At 71.7% G+C, this 16,499-nt stretch carries 14 protein-coding genes and 1 pseudogene; 12 read left to right on the top strand and 3 right to left on the bottom strand.

The window, feature by feature from the left end; translation table 11 throughout:
- Nucleotides 1-2 precede the first annotated feature (2 nt).
- A complete protein-coding gene (locus tag E1218_RS13650; RefSeq protein WP_165949259.1) occupies nucleotides 3-632 on the top strand; it encodes an acVLRF1 family peptidyl-tRNA hydrolase in 630 nt (209 codons plus the stop codon).
- Here E1218_RS13650 and E1218_RS13645 read toward each other — a convergent pair.
- The 3 genes from E1218_RS13645 to E1218_RS13635 are packed head-to-tail and all read right to left on the bottom strand — an operon-like array spanning nucleotide 614 to nucleotide 8,778.
- Nucleotides 614-1,174, bottom strand: a complete 561-nt coding sequence (locus tag E1218_RS13645; RefSeq protein WP_132319941.1) for a hypothetical protein — start codon at nucleotides 1,172-1,174, stop codon at nucleotides 614-616. The two genes, E1218_RS13650 and E1218_RS13645, sit on opposite strands and share 19 nt — an antisense overlap.
- 3 nt (nucleotides 1,175-1,177) lie before the next feature.
- Nucleotides 1,178-1,738, bottom strand: coding sequence for a hypothetical protein (locus E1218_RS13640; RefSeq protein WP_233712204.1), 561 nt, complete (start codon nucleotides 1,736-1,738; stop codon nucleotides 1,178-1,180).
- Nucleotides 1,735-8,778, bottom strand: a complete 7,044-nt coding sequence (locus tag E1218_RS13635; protein ID WP_132319939.1) for a hypothetical protein — start codon at nucleotides 8,776-8,778, stop codon at nucleotides 1,735-1,737. Before E1218_RS13635 ends, E1218_RS13640 begins: the two co-directional genes overlap by 4 nt.
- 142 nt (nucleotides 8,779-8,920) lie before the next feature.
- Here E1218_RS13635 and E1218_RS13630 point away from each other — a divergent pair, with 142 nt between their 5' ends.
- From E1218_RS13630 to E1218_RS13580, 11 genes and pseudogenes are all read left to right on the top strand, one after another.
- Nucleotides 8,921-9,382: a hypothetical protein gene (locus E1218_RS13630; protein ID WP_132319937.1), complete on the top strand. Its 462-nt coding sequence runs from the start codon at nucleotides 8,921-8,923 to the stop codon at nucleotides 9,380-9,382.
- A 50-nt stretch (nucleotides 9,383-9,432) separates the two neighbouring features.
- Nucleotides 9,433-10,167: a hypothetical protein gene (locus E1218_RS13625; protein WP_132319935.1), complete on the top strand. Its 735-nt coding sequence runs from the start codon at nucleotides 9,433-9,435 to the stop codon at nucleotides 10,165-10,167.
- Nucleotides 10,167-10,970, top strand: a complete 804-nt coding sequence (locus tag E1218_RS13620) for a hypothetical protein (RefSeq protein WP_132319933.1) — start codon at nucleotides 10,167-10,169, stop codon at nucleotides 10,968-10,970. Before E1218_RS13625 ends, E1218_RS13620 begins: the two co-directional genes overlap by 1 nt.
- Nucleotides 10,971-11,046: 76 nt before the next feature.
- Entirely contained in the window at nucleotides 11,047-12,357 is a 1,311-nt protein-coding gene (locus tag E1218_RS13615; protein WP_132319931.1) for a CpaF family protein, read from the top strand.
- A 12-nt stretch (nucleotides 12,358-12,369) separates the two neighbouring features.
- Nucleotides 12,370-13,272: a type II secretion system F family protein gene (locus E1218_RS13610; protein WP_132319929.1), complete on the top strand. Its 903-nt coding sequence runs from the start codon at nucleotides 12,370-12,372 to the stop codon at nucleotides 13,270-13,272.
- A complete protein-coding gene (locus E1218_RS13605; protein ID WP_132319927.1) occupies nucleotides 13,269-14,189 on the top strand; it encodes a type II secretion system F family protein in 921 nt (306 codons plus the stop codon). The genes E1218_RS13610 and E1218_RS13605 overlap by 4 nt, the downstream gene beginning before the upstream one ends.
- A gap of 92 nt (nucleotides 14,190-14,281) precedes the next feature.
- Nucleotides 14,282-14,500: a hypothetical protein gene (locus E1218_RS13600; protein ID WP_132210455.1), complete on the top strand. Its 219-nt coding sequence runs from the start codon at nucleotides 14,282-14,284 to the stop codon at nucleotides 14,498-14,500.
- Nucleotides 14,501-14,506: 6 nt separating this feature from the next.
- Nucleotides 14,507-14,920, top strand: a complete 414-nt coding sequence (locus tag E1218_RS13595; RefSeq protein WP_132319925.1) for a TadE family protein — start codon at nucleotides 14,507-14,509, stop codon at nucleotides 14,918-14,920.
- An 8-nt stretch (nucleotides 14,921-14,928) separates the two neighbouring features.
- On the top strand, nucleotides 14,929-15,429 hold the full coding sequence (locus E1218_RS13590; protein ID WP_132319923.1) for a TadE/TadG family type IV pilus assembly protein: 501 nt from the start codon (nucleotides 14,929-14,931) through the stop codon (nucleotides 15,427-15,429).
- The gene (locus E1218_RS13585) at nucleotides 15,419-16,156 is read left to right on the top strand and encodes a Tad domain-containing protein (protein WP_202865987.1); all 738 of its coding nucleotides are present in this window, start codon (nucleotides 15,419-15,421) and stop codon (nucleotides 16,154-16,156) included. Before E1218_RS13590 ends, E1218_RS13585 begins: the two co-directional genes overlap by 11 nt.
- Nucleotides 16,157-16,175: 19 nt before the next feature.
- Nucleotides 16,176-16,499, top strand: a pseudogene (locus E1218_RS13580) (hypothetical protein); the annotation flags it as partial.

Genomic DNA, 16,499 nt, shown 5'->3' with positions numbered 1-16,499 from the left:
GGTTGTCCCGTAGCGTCGGCGTCGCGCCGGAACGCCTGGACAAGTGGCTGACCGGGTTCGCCGGCCGCCACGGCACGACGCAGTACGACGTGACGCCGGCGACGGTGACGGTGTCCGCCGAGGACGGGTCGGTCGCCGTCGTCGACGTACCTTTCCCGCCGCTCGAGGCCCTCACTCGTGAGGGCCTCGTCGCACATGTCCTGGCCGATCACCGGCTCGGCGTGCTGCTGGTACGGCGGGGTGGCTACGGTGCCGGCGTGTTCGTGGGCGGCAAACTCGTCGACTCGAAGGTCGGCTCACGTCACGTGCAGGGGACGACGAAGGCCGGTGGCTGGTCACAGCAGCGGTACGCGCGGCGTCGCGACAACCAGGCCCGGGAGGCGTTCGCGGCGGCCACTGAGGTCGCCGTACGGATCCTGGCTCCGGCACGGCTGGACGCGCTCGTGTGCGGGGGAGACCGGCGTGCCGTCGACACCGTGCTCGAGGACCCGCGCCTGAAGGACCTCGCCGGGATCGTCCGGCCGCCGTTCCTCGGGGTGCCGGATCCCAAGCAGAAGGTGCTCGAGCAGGCCGGTGTCGACGCCCGCGCGATCCGGATCGAGCTGACGGACCCTCAGGACGTCTCGCCGTAGAGCGCGCGGAAGTCGGCGAGCGTGCCCCGGTAGTACTCCAGGTCGTCGGTGAGTTTCGCGCGGGTCACCAGTTCCGGGTTCCGCGCGCGGGACCGGCGGCCGAACTCGGACCAGACGCCCCCGTCCGGCACGGCCTCGGCGCCGTCCGGCAGGAACTTGAGCGCCTCGCCGACCGCGTCGGCCGCGAACTCCCAGTTCTGCTCGACGGCGTCGCGGTCCTGGTCCGGGCCGCCGGTGTACGCCATGTCCGCCTCGAGCGCCCGGCGTGCGTACGTCGCCGCCACCACGGCCCACTGGGCGGCGTCGACGAGTTGCGAGACGCCCAGGCCGAACCGTGCGCCCACCGTGCGGGCGGCGTCCTCCGATGCGTACGGGATCGCGATGTCACCGGCCGGGGAGGCGAGCGTCCACGCGTCCGCACCCTCGGTCAGGTTCGCACCGGGCTCGATCGGTGCCGGCTGGACGGCGGGTGCGGCCTGGTCGGCAGCCGTCGCCAGGCTCACGTAGACCTGCGCCTCGGCCAGCGTCCTCGCGGTCAGCATCGGTTATCTCGCTCCTGTCTCTCGGCCCAGCTCGCGATAGGTGTCGCGGACCACCAGCAGCCGGTCCAGCCGGAACCGGCCCGGATCGGCGTCCAGGACCGCCCGGCCTGCCGGCGTCCAGAACTCGTCCTCGGGTACGGCGTCCTGCCCGGCGGGCACGAACTTGATCACCTCGTCGACCGCGGCGACGGCGACGGCCAGCACCTTACCGGCCTCGCGCGGGTCGGCGGGGACGTCGGCCGCGGCCCGGTCGGCCACGTCCATCCACTGCCCCGGGTCCAGCAGCTCCGACGGCTCAGGGCCGCCGAACGTCGGCCAGCCCACCGCCCTGGTCTCCCGGGCCGGCAGACCGAACAGGTACTGGCGTTCGACGTCGCAGCCGGGACAGATCCCGGCGTAGCTGATCGCGAGCTCGCCTTCCACGTCGGCCAGGCCGTGTTCCCAAATGGTGTCGGTCGAACCGCAGTTGGGGCAGGGATGCAGCTCCAGGTAGAGGTGAGCCTCGTCCCGGGTGCGTGCCACCGCGAACGCCATACCGTCCCTCTCGTCGTCGGTCGTCGTCACGGCCCGGTCAGGGACGGGCCGCCCGCGGTCGGCGTGATCGTCCGGCTCGCCGCCGCCGCACCGCGGGGCGGCTTGGCGGCGTGCGTGGGAGGCGGTGTGGTCTGCCGTTGCGTGGTGGAGTGCGTGAGCCCCTTCAGCATGGCCGTGGGTACGCCGCCCCTCTCGAGCGCGGCCGCGACGTTCGTGCTGAAGTCCGTGCCCGGCTCCGAGGTGTTGTACAGCTCGCGCAGGTCGACCCGGCCCTCGGCCATCAGCACCAGGTTCCGGTCGAGGGTGGCGAACGCGGTCGCGAAGCCGCCGTCGTTCTCCCCGCGGAGCGTGCCGTTCGGGAACGCCGTGTAGAGCCGTTCGTTGCCGCCGTCCTTGTCCTTGACGGACAGGACGACCGGCTTCTCCTCGGCCTTGGCCTTGTCGATCGCGACCAGCAGCGGCCGGTACGGCTGGTGCGACCCGTCGGGTCCGGCCTCGGACATCCTCAGGTTGGGCCGGCCGAGCTTGTCCGGCACCGCCCGCAGGCGGCCGCTCTCCAGCGAGACGTCACCGGCGGCCTCCAGCTGCCGCAGTCTCTCGAGATACTCGTGGTACTGCATCTTGACGTAGAACTCGGCAGTCGCCGCGTCCTTGAGGACGGTCGTGTCCTTGGTTCCGGGAGTGCCACGGCCATTGTCCGTGACCTCGTCGACGGTGACGTCGTAGACCACCGGGACCCGCACGGTGACGATGTCGCCGTTGCGGAAGGCACTGGTCTCCAGCCGGGTGCCCCACCCGTCGTTCGACTGGGTTCTGACCTGCTCGCCTACCGACCCGGTCACCGAGACGATGCCGCCACTGGCTCCGACGGTCGCGGTGGCCGGCAGCAGGTGGTTGCCGGCCGTCGAGGTCTTGGTCTGGTGCTGGTCACGCTGGACCAGCCCGGTCTGACCTGGTATCGGCTCGGGGGTGACGAGGATCCAGCCGAGCCGCCGCGCGTTCACCCGGACGTCGAACCTGGTCCGCCCGTTGCCGCGGCCCATCATCGGCTCGAGCTTGACGCCGCCGGGGCTGGTCAGCTCACTGAACCTGGCCTGCAGCGCGGTCGGCTGCAGCTGGACCCCGAGTGCGGCCTCGTACTGCGCCAGGCCGCCGGACCCGAGGACGCCGGCCAGGTGCCCGGTGACCGAGTTGTACAGCTCGTCGGCGACCTGTGCGCCCTTGCGGTACGGGAGCATGGACTCGGCCGGGGAACTGACCGGCATCTCGGCGGAGCGATGGTCCGGGTGGAACTCCTGGGCCGCCTGCTCGGCCGCGACCGGCGGATCGCTGACCAGACCGCGAGGGACGAGGGCGGTCAGTTCGGCGCGCAGCTCCCGCGGTCGGGCGGTTGTCGACCGCGGGGCCGGAGCGGTCCGGTTCAGCCGCCACTTCACGCTCGACATCGCCGCCGTGCCCGCGTTGTGGATCCGCCGGACCTCGGTGGTGAACACAACCGTCCGGTTCACCGGGGTCAGATCGAAGTCGCCGGTCCGGTCGAGGCGGGTGTTCTGCTCGCCGCTGCCGGCCGAGACCGACCGGATCCGATCGGTGCCGAGTCCGCCCGACAGGGACCCGCCGTCGCCGTTCCCGCTGACCTCCGCGCTGCCGGAGTACGTCGTGGTGTGCGTGGTCGACCGGTCCCGGCCGGTGTAACTGTACTTCTGGACCAGCCCGATGGCGGCCGCCTTGGTCAGCGGTCCGCCGTCCACGGTGACGTCGCCCTCGAACCGGGCCTTGACCGTGACGAGCAGCAGGTCGGACTGCGCCTGGCCCTCGACCGGGACCTCGATCGGGGTGGTGTATCCGCGCGGGCCGAGCATGTTCTCGAGCTGACCCTGGTAACTGTCCTTGGAGAGGTCGACCTCGAGGATCTGGCCGAGCAACGGATCACTGTCCAGCAGGCCGGGCGACACCTCCTCGACCTGTTCCCGGAGCTGGGGGATCAGGTCGACGTCCTGGTCCTCGTGCCCTTCGACCTGGATCGCGTACAGCTGGCTCGAGGCGAGGCTGGCGTCGTACTGCTCCGGCAGGCCGACGACGCGACGGGTCTCGGCGAGCTGCTGGGTGCGCACCAGGGTGTCCGCGAGGCGGTCCTCCGGCGTCGGTGCGGTGGAGGCCGGGAGGCCGGCCCTGTCCAGCAACCTCGCGTTCAGGCGCTCGTCGGTGTGCTCGGCCGCGAGACCGGTCGTCACCCCGGCCTTCTCCTGCTTGTAACGTCGGACGAAGCCGGCCGCTGTCCGTGGGCTGAGGTCGACCTTCCCGGTCAGGTACCGCTCGGCCACGTCGGCCGCGAACGGCAGCGGCAGGTCGAGCCGGTCGCGTCCGTACAGCTCCAGTGCGGTGTACTCCGGGATCGCCTTCTGCACCTTGCCGTCCGGCAGCGGCACGGTCTGGACGACCTCGTCCCCACGGACGATCTCGGCCACCAGCCGGTGCCGCTCGATCAGCTCGTAGTGCACGCCGTCGTTGACGCGCAGCCGCTCCTCGCCGGTCGTCTGGTACGTACTGGTCGACTGCGACGTACCGCCGGTCCGGCCGCCCGAGAGCTTGCCGCTCACCGCGGACTGGCCGGCGTCGACCGGCCCTCCGCCGGCCTCGCCCCCGACCCCGCCCGAGGCCGAGGTGCCGGACGAGTGGCCGGCGTCGTTCATGGTGAAGTTGATGTTGGCCGTGTTCTGGTCGTTGACCGCGACCACGGTCTGACTGACGACCTCGCTGCGGAGCACGACCTTCAGCTCCCGGGAGAGCAGTGTCCGGTCCTCCAGCGCCTGCGCCGGGTTCGCCGGCGGCGGCGTGATCACCAGGGGCAGCTCGTACCGGCCCTCCAGCCACTCGGTGTTGGACACCAGGCTCTCGGGCGACAACGCGGTGTCGAGTTGCAGGTAGGCGACGGTGTCCGCGCGGATGGCGTCCACCTGCCTGAACAGCTCGTCGGCCGGGTCACCGGCGTCCACCGCGACCGGGATCGACCGGCTGACGGCGTCGCGGTGCGGCTTCTTCGGGTCGGCCGCGTACACCGGCTCCTCGGCCCGCGCCAGCGAGCTGTCGTACGGCAGTACGACGCTGCCGCGAACGTCGGCCAGCAGCTCGGGGTTGTCCTCGCCGGTCATCTCGCCGAACGTGATCCGGATGCCCTGGCGCAGGTTGTCGACCTCGCCGGTGTTCTCGTTCAGCGTGACCCGGTTGATTCGGCGGCCGATGCTCCAGTTGAAGGCACGCCCGAGGGCGTTCCGGCTCCCTTTGATCCCGAGCTTTCCGGCCAGGCCCTGCAGTCCCTCGCCGGGACCGTTGCTCAGGCCGGCACCAGCGGACCACGGCACGGACTTCGAGCGGCCGCCCGTCTGCTGGCTGCCGTGGGAGCTGATGCCGAGCCGGGCGATGACCCTGGACCACGTGGTGCCGGCAGGCTGGACGTCGTCGAAGTCCTGCGTGGTGGACAGGCGGAACAGCCGGGTCCGCGGCGCATGGCCGGTGCGGTGGTCGACGAGCGGAACCACCAGGCCGGACTGGCAGGCCGAGTTCATCCCGGCCGCGATCCGGTAGTCGGTGATGTCCTGCATCACCCGGTCGAAGTTCGCCAGCTGCCCGGCGCGGCGCCGGGGATCCGACGGCAGTTCGTCCCAGCGGGGGCGGTAGTCGGCGTCGAGCGGCGGGACCAGGCCCATCCTGCTCAGGCTGGTCAGCGCCTGCTGCCGGGCCTCGTCGACACCTTCGAGCTGCTCGGGCAGTGACTTGCCCGGACCGCGCAACTGGTTCTCACCGGTGCCGTGGAAGGGCGGCAGGGTCCGCGGTCCCGTGGGCGGCTCGGGGTCGCCGAGCAGCAGCGCCCGCCCGTGCTGGTCGAGCCGGATGGCGTTGTCGTCGTCACGCAGTACGGCGTCCTTGCCGGCCGCAGCCCCCGTCCGCAGCAGGCGGTTCGCCGTCAGCCGCAACTTCGCCTCGCACGTGTCCGTGACGACGATCGGCTCCGCCTTCGGGTCGCGGAGCTTGCGCAGCGTCGCGGTCACCCTGAGGTCGACGAGAACCCCCTGCGTCGGAGCCATGTCGCGGTCGACGACCGGTGTGATCGCCGTCGTACTGAGGTTCTGGCCGCCGTGCCGGGAGACGTTCCGTCCTGCGGAGACGTTGGGCGACAGGTCGGCGGTGGATTCACCGAGGTCGTTCAAGGCGGTCGGGCTGGGCAGGTATCCCGGCACCGGCTGCGCCGGGTCCAGCAACTTGCCGGGGTAGGCCACGGTCGCCGACGCGGACAGCGACGTGCCGGAACTCCTGCTGGCGTTGAACCCGGCGAAGTCGACCTGGACCTTCTCCTGGCCCATCTCCGAGGTGCACGCACCGACCAGCCTGGCCTGGCTCCAGACGGGCTGGACCTCCAGCGTGAGCTGGTACTCCGACTCGCCGCCGACCGGGATGGTCCGGCTGAGGCCGCCCGGCTTGGCCGCCTCACCCAGCAGGCGGTACGGATCCTCGGTGAGGAGCTCGCTGATGTGGTCGAAGCCGACGCGGTCGAGCTTGCCGAACCGCTGCCGGGTCTGCGCGACGACGCGGTCGTTGATCGCGTGCAGACCGCTGATCCGGGTGACCGTGTGCCGGGGGAACTCCGTCGTCCGCTCCTCACCGTGACCGACCTGCTCCAGCGTGACCGTCTCGGCCGGCGCCTGCACCGTGTACGGGCTCGGCACCCAGGTCAGCTGCTCACCGGCGTCGGCGGTCCGGACCGGTGACCACGGCTCGGTGGGCGAGTTCCGGACCTCGATCTCGAACGTGCCGTTCCAGCTGTACGGCACCGACTCGCCCTTGAACACGTCCACCCAGCCGATCTGGGTGTGCGCGGTCGCGCCCGACGTCGCGCTGAGCGTCTGGCCCGTGGTCACGTCGACGCGCGGCGAGACCACCTGGGACGCCGCGCGGACGGCGCTGCCCTCCGGCGCGAGCACCATGAACGGCTGCAGGTCGACGCCGTAGCCGACGCTCGACGAGTGCGTGGCGGTGATGGAATTGCTCTGGCCGCCCTCGCCGAGGGATCCGGACATCTGCTCGGCGACGGAGTAGTCCAGCCCGGTGACCTCGGTCAGGTCCCGGGCCTTCATCCGGACCCGGACCTGGGCCACCTGGCTGACCTCGTCGTCCGGGTCGCCGCCGACGGTGAACACCATGCCGTCGGAGAACAGCCGCCGGTACTGCGCACCCGGCACCGGGACCGGGCCACGGTCGGCGATCCGCCGGCTGCTGCCGTTCTCGGCCAACTGCCGGTTGATCGCCTCGACCGGCAGGGCGAGCCGCTGGTCGGTCGGCACCCCGCTCTCCAGGTGGTCGATCGGCAGGGCGTTCCGGAGACTCGTCTGATAGGCGCCGGTCATCTCGGCCGCCTCGCGAGCCTGCTCGGCGATCTGCTGCGGCTGGGCATCTGGGTCGTCCAGTCGGCTCAGTAGCACCCGATAGCCGGCCAGCGCCTTGCCGGCATCCTTCGCCGCCTGCTCGTAGGCGTCCGCGATCGCGACGTGCCGCCGGGCTTTGGCGAGAGCGGCGGTCGCGTCATTGCGCAGCCGACGGGCCCGGTCGGGTGCGAGCAGGTCCTTGAGGTTGTCTTCGGCGACGGCCAGGTCCTGCTTGGTGGTGGCTTGGTCGGCCGCGGCCGCGCCGCTCTGGGTCCATCCGGTCGCCTTGGTCTCGAGGTCCGCGACGGCGGACTCCATCGACGCTATCTGGTCGACCACCTGCTGCCGGAGCTGACCTCGGATGCCCGGCCCGACCGTGGTCGCGGCGATCGCCCGCTCGGCGGCGAGGCCGTCGGCCGCGGCGGCGGGGGAGTACGTCGAGTCGTGCGCCCACGGCAGCTCCGGCGCGGCGCCGCTGCGCCGGCCGATCGCCACCGACATGCGCTCGAGATCGCGTTCGAGCTCCGCGACGCCCAGAGGCCCGTTCGGGCGGCCGTCGCGAGCCAGTTGCCAGTCTGCCGACAGCTTTCGGTAGACCGCCAGGTCGGCGTTCGTCCGCCGGTTCAGCCGCTCGTGGCCGACGGCCGACCGCAACTTGCGCAGTATCCCGGTCGACCGACCGGCACGGGCGGCCTGCTGTTCCTGGGACATCAGACTGAGCTGATGGATCCAGACCTCGCCGTACTGGTGCGGAGGCAGCCCGGGCTTGATCCGCAGGACGTGCGGGTCGTTCGCCGTACCCGAGGCGAGCCGGCCCTGGGCGGCCAGGCCCCGGACCACCGGCGCGACCTCGACGCGGAAGTACTGCGGGCTGTCGCCGGAGGACAGCGTGATCGCGGCCAGACCAGACTGGCCATCGACAATGGGACGAATGGTGACCGACGACCCCAGTTGGCCTTCGTCCAGCCGGGTCAGCGCGGCGAGCGCTGCCTGCTCGCTCCCACGGATATCGGGACCAGGCTGGGCGGCGACCGGAGTCCGGCCGGAGATCTCCCGGGTGAGGGTCTGACGGCGGTGCCGGGCACCGACCTGGGCCCGGTGGCGCCCGATCGCCGGCGCCGGCTGGTTCGTCGTACTGAGCCGACTCGCGTCCTGGCTGATCCGCTCGGAGGCCGAGACGATCTCGGTCGCGATCGGCACCCTGGTTGCGCCGGGCAACGACCGCAGCCGGGCGGCGGCGTCCTCGGACTCCTGCGCCGCCAGCCGGAGCGCGAGGCGGAGCATCGCCTCGGCCTCGACCTGGCGGGACCGGTCCAGTCCGGGGGTCCGCAGCAGCCTGTCGAGCGCGTCGGTGGCGCCGGTCTCGGGCGGCTCGCCGCGGGTCCTGGCGATCTCCGCGCCGAGCACGGCCACGGCCTCGGCGAGCATCCGCTCGTCGGTGATCTTGTCCGCGGCCCGGCGGCCGAGCTGTTCGGCCAGCGCGCGGACCACACGAGCGGGCAGCACGTCCTGGCGGCTGGTCAGCCAGACCCTGCCGTCACGCAGCGGTACGGCCGCCGGGGAGACGATCCCGAGCGCGGTGCCGATCGCCGCGCGGGCGCGCGCGGCCGGATCCGGGGCGGTGACACCAGGGGTCGTCAGTCGACCCACCCCCTCACGGTCGTGCCCGGGTGATCACCAGTTGTCACCGAGGCTCCTGTCCGGACGGTAGCAAACTTCGGGTTACCAGCCAGCCACTCGATTCATCACTTCTGTTAACGATTTACGCCTCGTCCGCCCCTACGATCGTCAGATGACCGACCGGCTGGGTACGTCGGCGTGGAGTGTCTCCGAGGCGCGGAGCGTGGTCGCCCGGCTGCGGCACGTGGCCACGACCGGCCCGGAGTACGACGCCGTCGAGTTGTTCCTCGCTCTGTGTGACTACCTCGACCAGCTCCACGGTTCTCCGGGTTTCGACCGGCTCCTGCCCGAGGCGGAGCGGTCGGCGCTGGCCCGCCTCGTCCAGCACGTTCGCCGGCCGGACGCCGTACCGGAGGAGGACGGCGAGCGGCTCCTGCAGCCGGTGAACTCGGCCGTCACGCTCGCCGAGGGGCGTGTGCTCGCGAGCGACCTCGCGGAGGCGGACGGATGGCAGCGGGAGCTGGGGCTGGCCCTGGCGGGCCTGTTTAGCTATCTAGACCAGTTGTCCGGTGGTCCGGGGGCGTTCACCGAACTGCTGACCTCCGCGGAGCGGGCCCGCGTCGCAAGCCGGTAACGCCCGGCCATGTGTGCCGGTTGGCACCATGCTGCGATTACGGTAGGCGCGTGAGTCTCTCGTCCTCCACGCGTCCGTCCCCCCAAGGCACCCGCGGAGCGGGCCGTTCCGCAGGCAGTGGTACAAACCGGCTGCCGAGCGGCCGGGAACGCCGCCCCGCCCTGGCCGCCCTCGCGGTCATCCTCATCCTGCTCGGCGCGGCCGGGTCCGCGCTGATCGCGGTGAACAGCGGCAACCGGTCCGACTTCGTCGCGATCGGCGTCGACAAGCTCGAGCCGGGCCACAAGCTGGAGCGCAAGGACCTGTCCCGCGGCGACCTCGCCGGGGCGACCGGCGGCCTGATCCCGTGGTCGGAAGCCGAGAAGTACATCGGCCACTACACGACCACCCGGCTCTACAAGGACCAGTTCCTCACCCCGGCGAACCTGACCGCGGAGAAGCCGATCCCGACCGGTGGCGCGCTGGTCGGTGTCAGCCTCGAAGGCGGCCGGGCGCCGTCCGACGGGATCGCAGTCGGCGACATGGTCTCGGTGATCCGCGTGCCCACCGCGAACCAGGACGACGCGGCGGCGACGACCCTGGTCACAGCCGCCGAGGTGACCGACAGTTCGGGCGCCATCGCGGACGCGGAGACGAACGCGAACACCACCCTGAACGTGACCGTGCTGGTCCCGACCGAGAAGGCGACCGCGGTCGCAGCGGCCGCGGCGGCGAAGACCCTGGTGCTGGTCGAGCTCAGCCCGGCGACCAAGCCCGAGGTTTCGCGGACCGACGGAGACGGTTGATGGCACTGGTGGCTTTGGCGAGCGCGAAGGGCTCGCCCGGGGTGACGACTGCCGGCCTCGTGATCGGTGCGCTCTGGCCGCGGCAGGTCCTGCTGGCCGAGTGCGACCCGGCCGGCAGCGACGTGGCGATCCGGATGACCGCACCGGGCGGCGCGCCGCTGAACTCCGATCGCGGTCTGGTCAGCCTGGCGGCCGCGAGTCGCAAGGGGCTGAGCGACGAGGTGATCCTCGCCCACAGCCAGCAGCTCGACGGCGGCCTGGACGTGATGCTCGGTGTCCGCTCGCCTGAGCAGGTCGGCGGCATGGGCGGTCTGTGGCATCCGCTGGGCATCTCGTTCAACCAGATGCAGTACGGCGACGTGCTGGCCGACTGCGGCCGGATCGGTGCGGCGTCGCCGCAGCTTCCCGTGATCCAGTCCGCGCGCCTGGTCGTCCTCGTCTGCACGGCGACGGGCTCGTCGGTGGCGCACCTGCGGGAACGGCTGTCGTCACTGGTGCACCACGTGGACGCACAGCTCGGCGTGATCGTGGTGGCGGACCCGAAGCGGCGTGACGGGGTCAAGCAGGTGTGGTCCGTGCTGGACGCGATGTCGGTGCCGGTGCGGCACCGGTGGCACCTGGCGTACGACCCGGCCGGTGCGGCGTTCTTCGACGGCCGCGGCCACGGCCGCCTGGACAAGACCCAGCTGATCCGGTCGGCGACCGACATCACCGCCGAGATGGCCGCGCTGGTCGCCGCCCCGCCGCCGCGGGACTTCGACATGGCGAACGCGGCGTTCCCGCCGGGGGAGTGGGGTCAATGAGCGAGCGGAGCGAGGTCACCGTCAAGCACAGCGCGTCTCGCGTCTCATCGGCGCCCGGAGCGACGCGAGGACGTCGATGAGCGCCGACCAGGAGTTGGTGCGGCGCCTGCGCGTGCAGGTGGCCGAGCGGCTGAACGAACAACGCCGCCGTGACCAGGTGAACGGCGTACCGCCGATGAGTGCCGAGGACGAGCGGGAGTACGCCCGCTCGCTGATCGTCCAGGTGCTCGAGGACCACGCCCGGTACGAGCTGGCCGAGGGCCGGACGCCGCCGACGCCGGAAGACGACGCCCAGATCGCCGGCGCGATCCACTCCGCGCTGTTCGGGGTCGGGCGGCTGCAACCGCTGATCGACGACCCCGAGGTCGAGAACATCGACATCAACGGCTGCGACCAGGTCTTCGTCCAGTACGGCGACGGCCGCGAGGAGAACCCGGGTCCGGTCGCCGAGTCCGACGAGGAACTGGTCGAGCTGATCCAGGTGCTGGCCGCGCACGCCGGCCTGACCAGCCGCCCGTTCGACTCCGCCAACCCACAGCTGGATCTGCGGCTGCCGGACGGCTCCCGGTTGTCCGCGGTGATGGGCGTCACCGCCCGGCCCGCGGTGTCGATCCGGCGGGCCCGCCTGGGCCGCGTGTTCCTGCGCGACCTGGTGGCCAACGGCACCATGTCCGACGACGTCGCCTCGTTCCTGCGGGCGGCGGTCGCGGCCCGGAAGAACATCATGATCGCGGGCGCGACGAACTCCGGGAAGACGACGCTGCTGCGCGCGCTGGCGAACGAGATCCCGCGGCACGAGCGGCTGATCACGGTCGAGCGCTCGCTCGAGCTCGGCCTCGGCGAGTTCAAGGACCTGCACCCGAACGTGGTCGCGTTCGAGGAGCGGCTGCCCAACTCCGAGGGCGTCGGCGAGGTCAGCATGGCCGACCTGGTCCGCCGCTCGCTGCGGATGAACCCCAGCCGGGTGATCGTCGGCGAGGTGCTCGGCGACGAGATCGTCACCATGCTGAACGCGATGAGCCAGGGCAACGACGGCTCGCTGTCGACGATCCACTCGAACAGCTCGATGGAGGTGTTCAACCGGATCAGCACCTACGCGATCCAGGCGATGGAGCGACTGCCGATGGAGGCCACCCAGATGCTGATCGCCGGTGCCCTCGACTTCGTCGTGTTCGTCCGCAAGCACAACGACTACCAGCGCGGTGGCGGCCTGAGCCGGTACGTCGAGAGCATCCGCGAGGTGACGGGCTGGGACGGCCGGGTGCTGTCCGGCGAGGTGTTCGCACCGGGTGTGGACGGCCGCGCGGCGGCGCACGCACCGATCGCCTGCATGGACGAGCTCGAGCACTTCGGGTACCAGCCGCTCGTGCACGGAACCTGGGCGTGAGGTGAGGCCGCGATGAACGACCGGACCCTGCTCGCACTGCTCTGCGGAGCGGTGGTCGGCGGCGCGCTGCTGCTGCTGGTGATCGCCATCCGCGGCACCGAGCCGCGGCAGGCGACACCGTCGCTGTTCCGCCGTGGCAACGCCGACGCCCGGAAGAACCTGATCCGGATCGGCACCGGCGTCGGCGTCGGCCTGCTGGTGCTGGTGGTCACCCGCTGGCTGGTACTCGCGGCCGCGCTCGGCCTGCTGGCCGCGCTCGCCGACCGGTTCTTCGGCGGGACCGGCGAGGAACGCCGGGCGATCGAACGCCTGGAGGCTCTGGCCACCTGGACCGAGGCGCTGCGCGACACCATCGCCGGCGCGGTCGGCCTGGAACAGGCCATCCCGGCGACCGCGGTGAACGCGGCCCCGGCGATCAAGCCGGGGCTCAACCTGCTGGTCGACCGGCTGCGCATCCGCGAACCGTTGCCCTCGGCCCTGATGCGGTTCGCCGACGACCTGGACGACCCGTCGGCCGACCTGATCGTCGCGGCCCTGGTGCTGAACGCCCGGCTGCGCGGACCCGGTCTGCGCGAGGTGCTGAGCGCGCTCGCGGACTCGGCCCGCGAGGAGCTCGACGTACGGCGCAAGGTCGCGGCCGAACGGCGGTCGACCCGGCGCTCGGTCCAGGTGGTCGTCGCGATCACGCTGCTGGTCGCCGCCGCGCTGGTGCTGTTCAACCCGACGTACGTCGCGCCGTACACCAGCTTCATCGGGCAGTTCGTGCTGTTCATCGTGATCGCCCTGTACGCGCTCGGGCTGGTCTGGCTGCGCAGGCTGGCCAAGATCGAGGTGCCCGAGCGGTTCCTGATCGCCGGCAAGGACCTGCGGGCCAAGCGGGCCGGCGACGAGCGGATGGAGGTGGTGGGCGGATGACGTGGGCCTTCGTCACCGGCGGCCTGGTCGGCCTCGGCGCGTACCTGCTGGTGCGGATGTTCGTCAGGCCGTCCGCGAACGTGCTGTCCACCATCGCCCGGATCGACGCCGGCCGGAGCGGGTACGCCCACGCGGCCACCCAGAGCGCCGCCGGAGAACGGGTGCTCGGCGGTCTCGACCGGGCCAGGGCGTCGCTCGGCCGGCGGCTGGAGTTCGAGGCGAACGCCCGCGGCTGGGCGTTCGGCCGGCTGCGCCGCGACCTCGCGGTGATGAACCAGCCCGTCGCCGCGATGCTGGCGACCAAGGTGTTCTTCGCGCTCGGGGCGATGATCTTCATCCCGGTCGTGCTGTTCCTGTTCTCGATGCTCGGCCTCACCGCACCCGGCGCCGCACCCGCGATCGTGACCCTGGGCGCGATGGCGTTCGCGTTCTTCCTGCCGGACCTGGCGTTGCGGCAGGAGGCGGAGGCGCGGCGGCGGGACTTCCGGCACGTGGTCGGCAGCTTCCTCGACCTGGTCGCGATGAACCTGGCCGGCGGCCGCGGTCTGCCGGAGGCGCTGATGACGGCATCCACCATCGGCGATCACTGGGCGATGGCCAGGATCCGGCAGGCGCTGGCCAACGCGCGGCTGATCGGCATCACGCCGTGGGACGCGATGGCCCGGCTCGGCGAGGACCTCGGCGTCGAGGAGCTCCGCGACCTGGCCTCCGCGCTGGCGCTGGCCGGGGACGAGGGCGCTAAGATCCGGGCTTCGCTGCTCGCCCGGGCGGCGTCGCTGCGGCGCAAGGAGCTCGCGGACGTGGAGGGCAAGGCGGGGGAGCGGTCGCAGTCGATGCTGGTCGCCCAGCTCGTCATGTGTGCCGCGTTCATGTTGTTCCTCGGTTTCCCCGCCGGGATCGCGATCCTGGGGAACTGAGGTGGGTAAGGGATCCGGTGGACGGCGTCGTCCGTCGTACAGCAGGACATACTGAGGCCCGCACGTGGCCTCATGACTGGGAAGGCATTCGGATGAACTCGGAACTGCAGTTCTGGCGCGCGATGGCCGGCTACGCGGTGGCGCGGGCCCACACCCAACGGGCCCGGGCTCGGCAGGGACGGACCCAGCTCGGCGCGTCCGCGCTCGAGTGGGCCATCATCTCGGCCATCCTGGTCGCCGCCGCACTGGCGATCGGCCTGGTGGTCCGTCGCGTCATCGACAAGCGCACCGGCGAGATCGAGAACGGCTGATCCTCGGTGCACCGGCGGCGGACCGAGCGGGGTGCGAGCTCGCTCGAACTGGCGATCCTGGCGCCGATGATCCTGGCGCTGATCTTCCTGTCGATCCAGACCGCGCTGTGGCTGTACGGACGGTCGGTAGCGCTGAACGCCGCGCAGGAAGGCGTCTCCCGCCTTCGCCTGGTCCAGCCACCGGTGTACACGACCGGCGTCGGCGAGAAGGTCCGCAAGGACATCAAGGCGTACGCCGAGCAACTCGGCGGCACCACGTTGCGGAACACCGACGTCGAGCCGCCGTCGTACAACAACCCCGAGGGCATGGTCTCGTTCACCGTGACCGGTGACACCGTCTCGCTCGTCCCCGGGCTGACGCTGCGGGTGGAGCGGACCGCGACCGGGCCGATCGAGCAGTTCGAGGCCGACGACAAGTGAGTGAGGACATGGAGCGGACCCTGGGGACCCGCTACACCCCGAGGCATGCCCGGCCGGTGGTGCGGTACGTCCGCACGGCCGGCCGGCACCGGAAGCCGACCGAGCAGGGCACGATGGCCCTCGAGCTCGCCGTGCTCGCGCCGATCCTGCTGATCCTGTTCATGTTCCTGCTCGCCTGCGGCCGCTACTTCCAGACGTCCTCGCTGCTGGAGAGCGCCGCCCGCGACGGCGCCCGCTCGGCCAGCCAGGCCCGCTCGCTCGGCGAGGCCCGGGGGTACGTCGACGACGCGGTGGCGCGGACGATGGGCCAGGCGTTCAAGTCCTGCAAGGACACCGCCAGCGGCCGGATCACCACCGGTTTCGCGGCCGGCACGCCGCTGTCGGTCGAGGTCACCTGCACGATCAACTACCGCGACCTCGGCCTGCTCGGCATCGGCGGCGACACCAAGATCACCAAACGGTTCACCTCGTCGGTCGACCCGTACCGGGGCGTGCGCGATGGTTCCTGACCGCCGCTGCCGGGTGGCCGAGTTCCTCCGCATCGATGCCCCCGGCAATCATCGGCCGGCGCCCGGCCACGGGTCGCTCAGCCCCGCGGTGGCGATTCTCGCGGTGATGATCTTCACCCTGGCCGGCCTGGTGATCGACGGCGGCCGCCAGCTCGGCGCCCGCTCCCGCGCCGTCGGCTACGCCCAGGAGGCCGCGCGCGTCGGCGCCGCCACCATCCAGCTGAACACCGCCGAGGCGAGGATCGACACCGCCAAGGCAGCGACCGCGATCGCCGCCTTCTGCGCCCAGGTCTCCGCCAACGACCCCGCCGTCACCTCGTGCGCGCCGACCAGGCTCACCGAGGAACAGGTCGACATCCGGGTGGCCCTGAACAACAAGACCACCTTCCTCGGCCTGATCGGCAAGACCAGCCTGAAAGCCTCCGGCATCGGCACGGCCCACGCCGAACAGGGCGTCAAGAAGGCCGACGAGAGTCCCACCATCCCGCCGATCGCGGTCAGCCGGACGCCGGAGGGCCCCGGTGCGCCGATCACCACCGCCCGGCCGCCGACGATCGACCTGCCGTGCCCGACCTGGACGGTCGGCTCGCCGACGCCGATCTGGACGCTGACGCCGTTCCCGTTCCCGGCGACCTGCACGCCGAACGTCACGCCGACACCGGATCCGTCCGGCACCCCGCCCGTCACCCAGAGCCCGTCGGGCACGCCGCCGACCACCGAGCGCTAGAGACCGGAGGATTGTCCTCGTGCGTAGATCTGCTCTCCCGGCCGCGCTCCTGGCCGGCGTCCTGCTGCTGACTGCCTGCGGACAGGACTCCGGCGACGGCGGCCGCCCGGTCCCGGTCGGCGGCGACTCCGGTACGACGACGGCCGGCACGCCGGCCACCGCCACCAGCAAGCCCAACCCCGAGTCGTCGCGGCCGGCCACGCCCGAGCCCACCACGCGGCCGAAGGCGCAGGTCATCGTCAAGGCCGGGAACTTCGCGTCCAACCCCGCCGTCAAAGGCCTCGTGAACAGCTACCCGCTCTACTTCCAGGCGCTCGTCAGCAAGGACGACACGGTCCTGAAG

It is taken from the genome of Kribbella turkmenica, assembly GCF_004348725.1.
Lineage (GTDB): Bacteria > Actinomycetota > Actinomycetes > Propionibacteriales > Kribbellaceae > Kribbella > Kribbella turkmenica.
This window is presented reverse-complemented; position numbering and strand designations above follow the sequence as displayed.

What these genes read in the sequence shown, in the direction of transcription:
- E1218_RS13645 (WP_132319941.1), bottom strand. Translation starts at nt 1,174, where the DNA reads ATGCTGACCGCGAGGACGCTGGCCGAGGCGCAGGTCTACGTGAGCCTG.
- E1218_RS13605 (WP_132319927.1), top strand. Translation starts at nt 13,269, where the DNA reads ATGACGTGGGCCTTCGTCACCGGCGGCCTGGTCGGCCTCGGCGCGTAC.
- E1218_RS13610 (WP_132319929.1), top strand. Translation starts at nt 12,370, where the DNA reads ATGAACGACCGGACCCTGCTCGCACTGCTCTGCGGAGCGGTGGTCGGC.
- E1218_RS13600 (WP_132210455.1), top strand. Translation starts at nt 14,282, where the DNA reads ATGAACTCGGAACTGCAGTTCTGGCGCGCGATGGCCGGCTACGCGGTG.
- E1218_RS13585 (WP_202865987.1), top strand. Translation starts at nt 15,419, where the DNA reads ATGGTTCCTGACCGCCGCTGCCGGGTGGCCGAGTTCCTCCGCATCGAT.
- E1218_RS13615 (WP_132319931.1), top strand. Translation starts at nt 11,047, where the DNA reads ATGAGCGCCGACCAGGAGTTGGTGCGGCGCCTGCGCGTGCAGGTGGCC.
- E1218_RS13590 (WP_132319923.1), top strand. Translation starts at nt 14,929, where the DNA reads ATGGAGCGGACCCTGGGGACCCGCTACACCCCGAGGCATGCCCGGCCG.
- E1218_RS13620 (WP_132319933.1), top strand. Translation starts at nt 10,167, where the DNA reads ATGGCACTGGTGGCTTTGGCGAGCGCGAAGGGCTCGCCCGGGGTGACG.
- E1218_RS13630 (WP_132319937.1), top strand. Translation starts at nt 8,921, where the DNA reads ATGACCGACCGGCTGGGTACGTCGGCGTGGAGTGTCTCCGAGGCGCGG.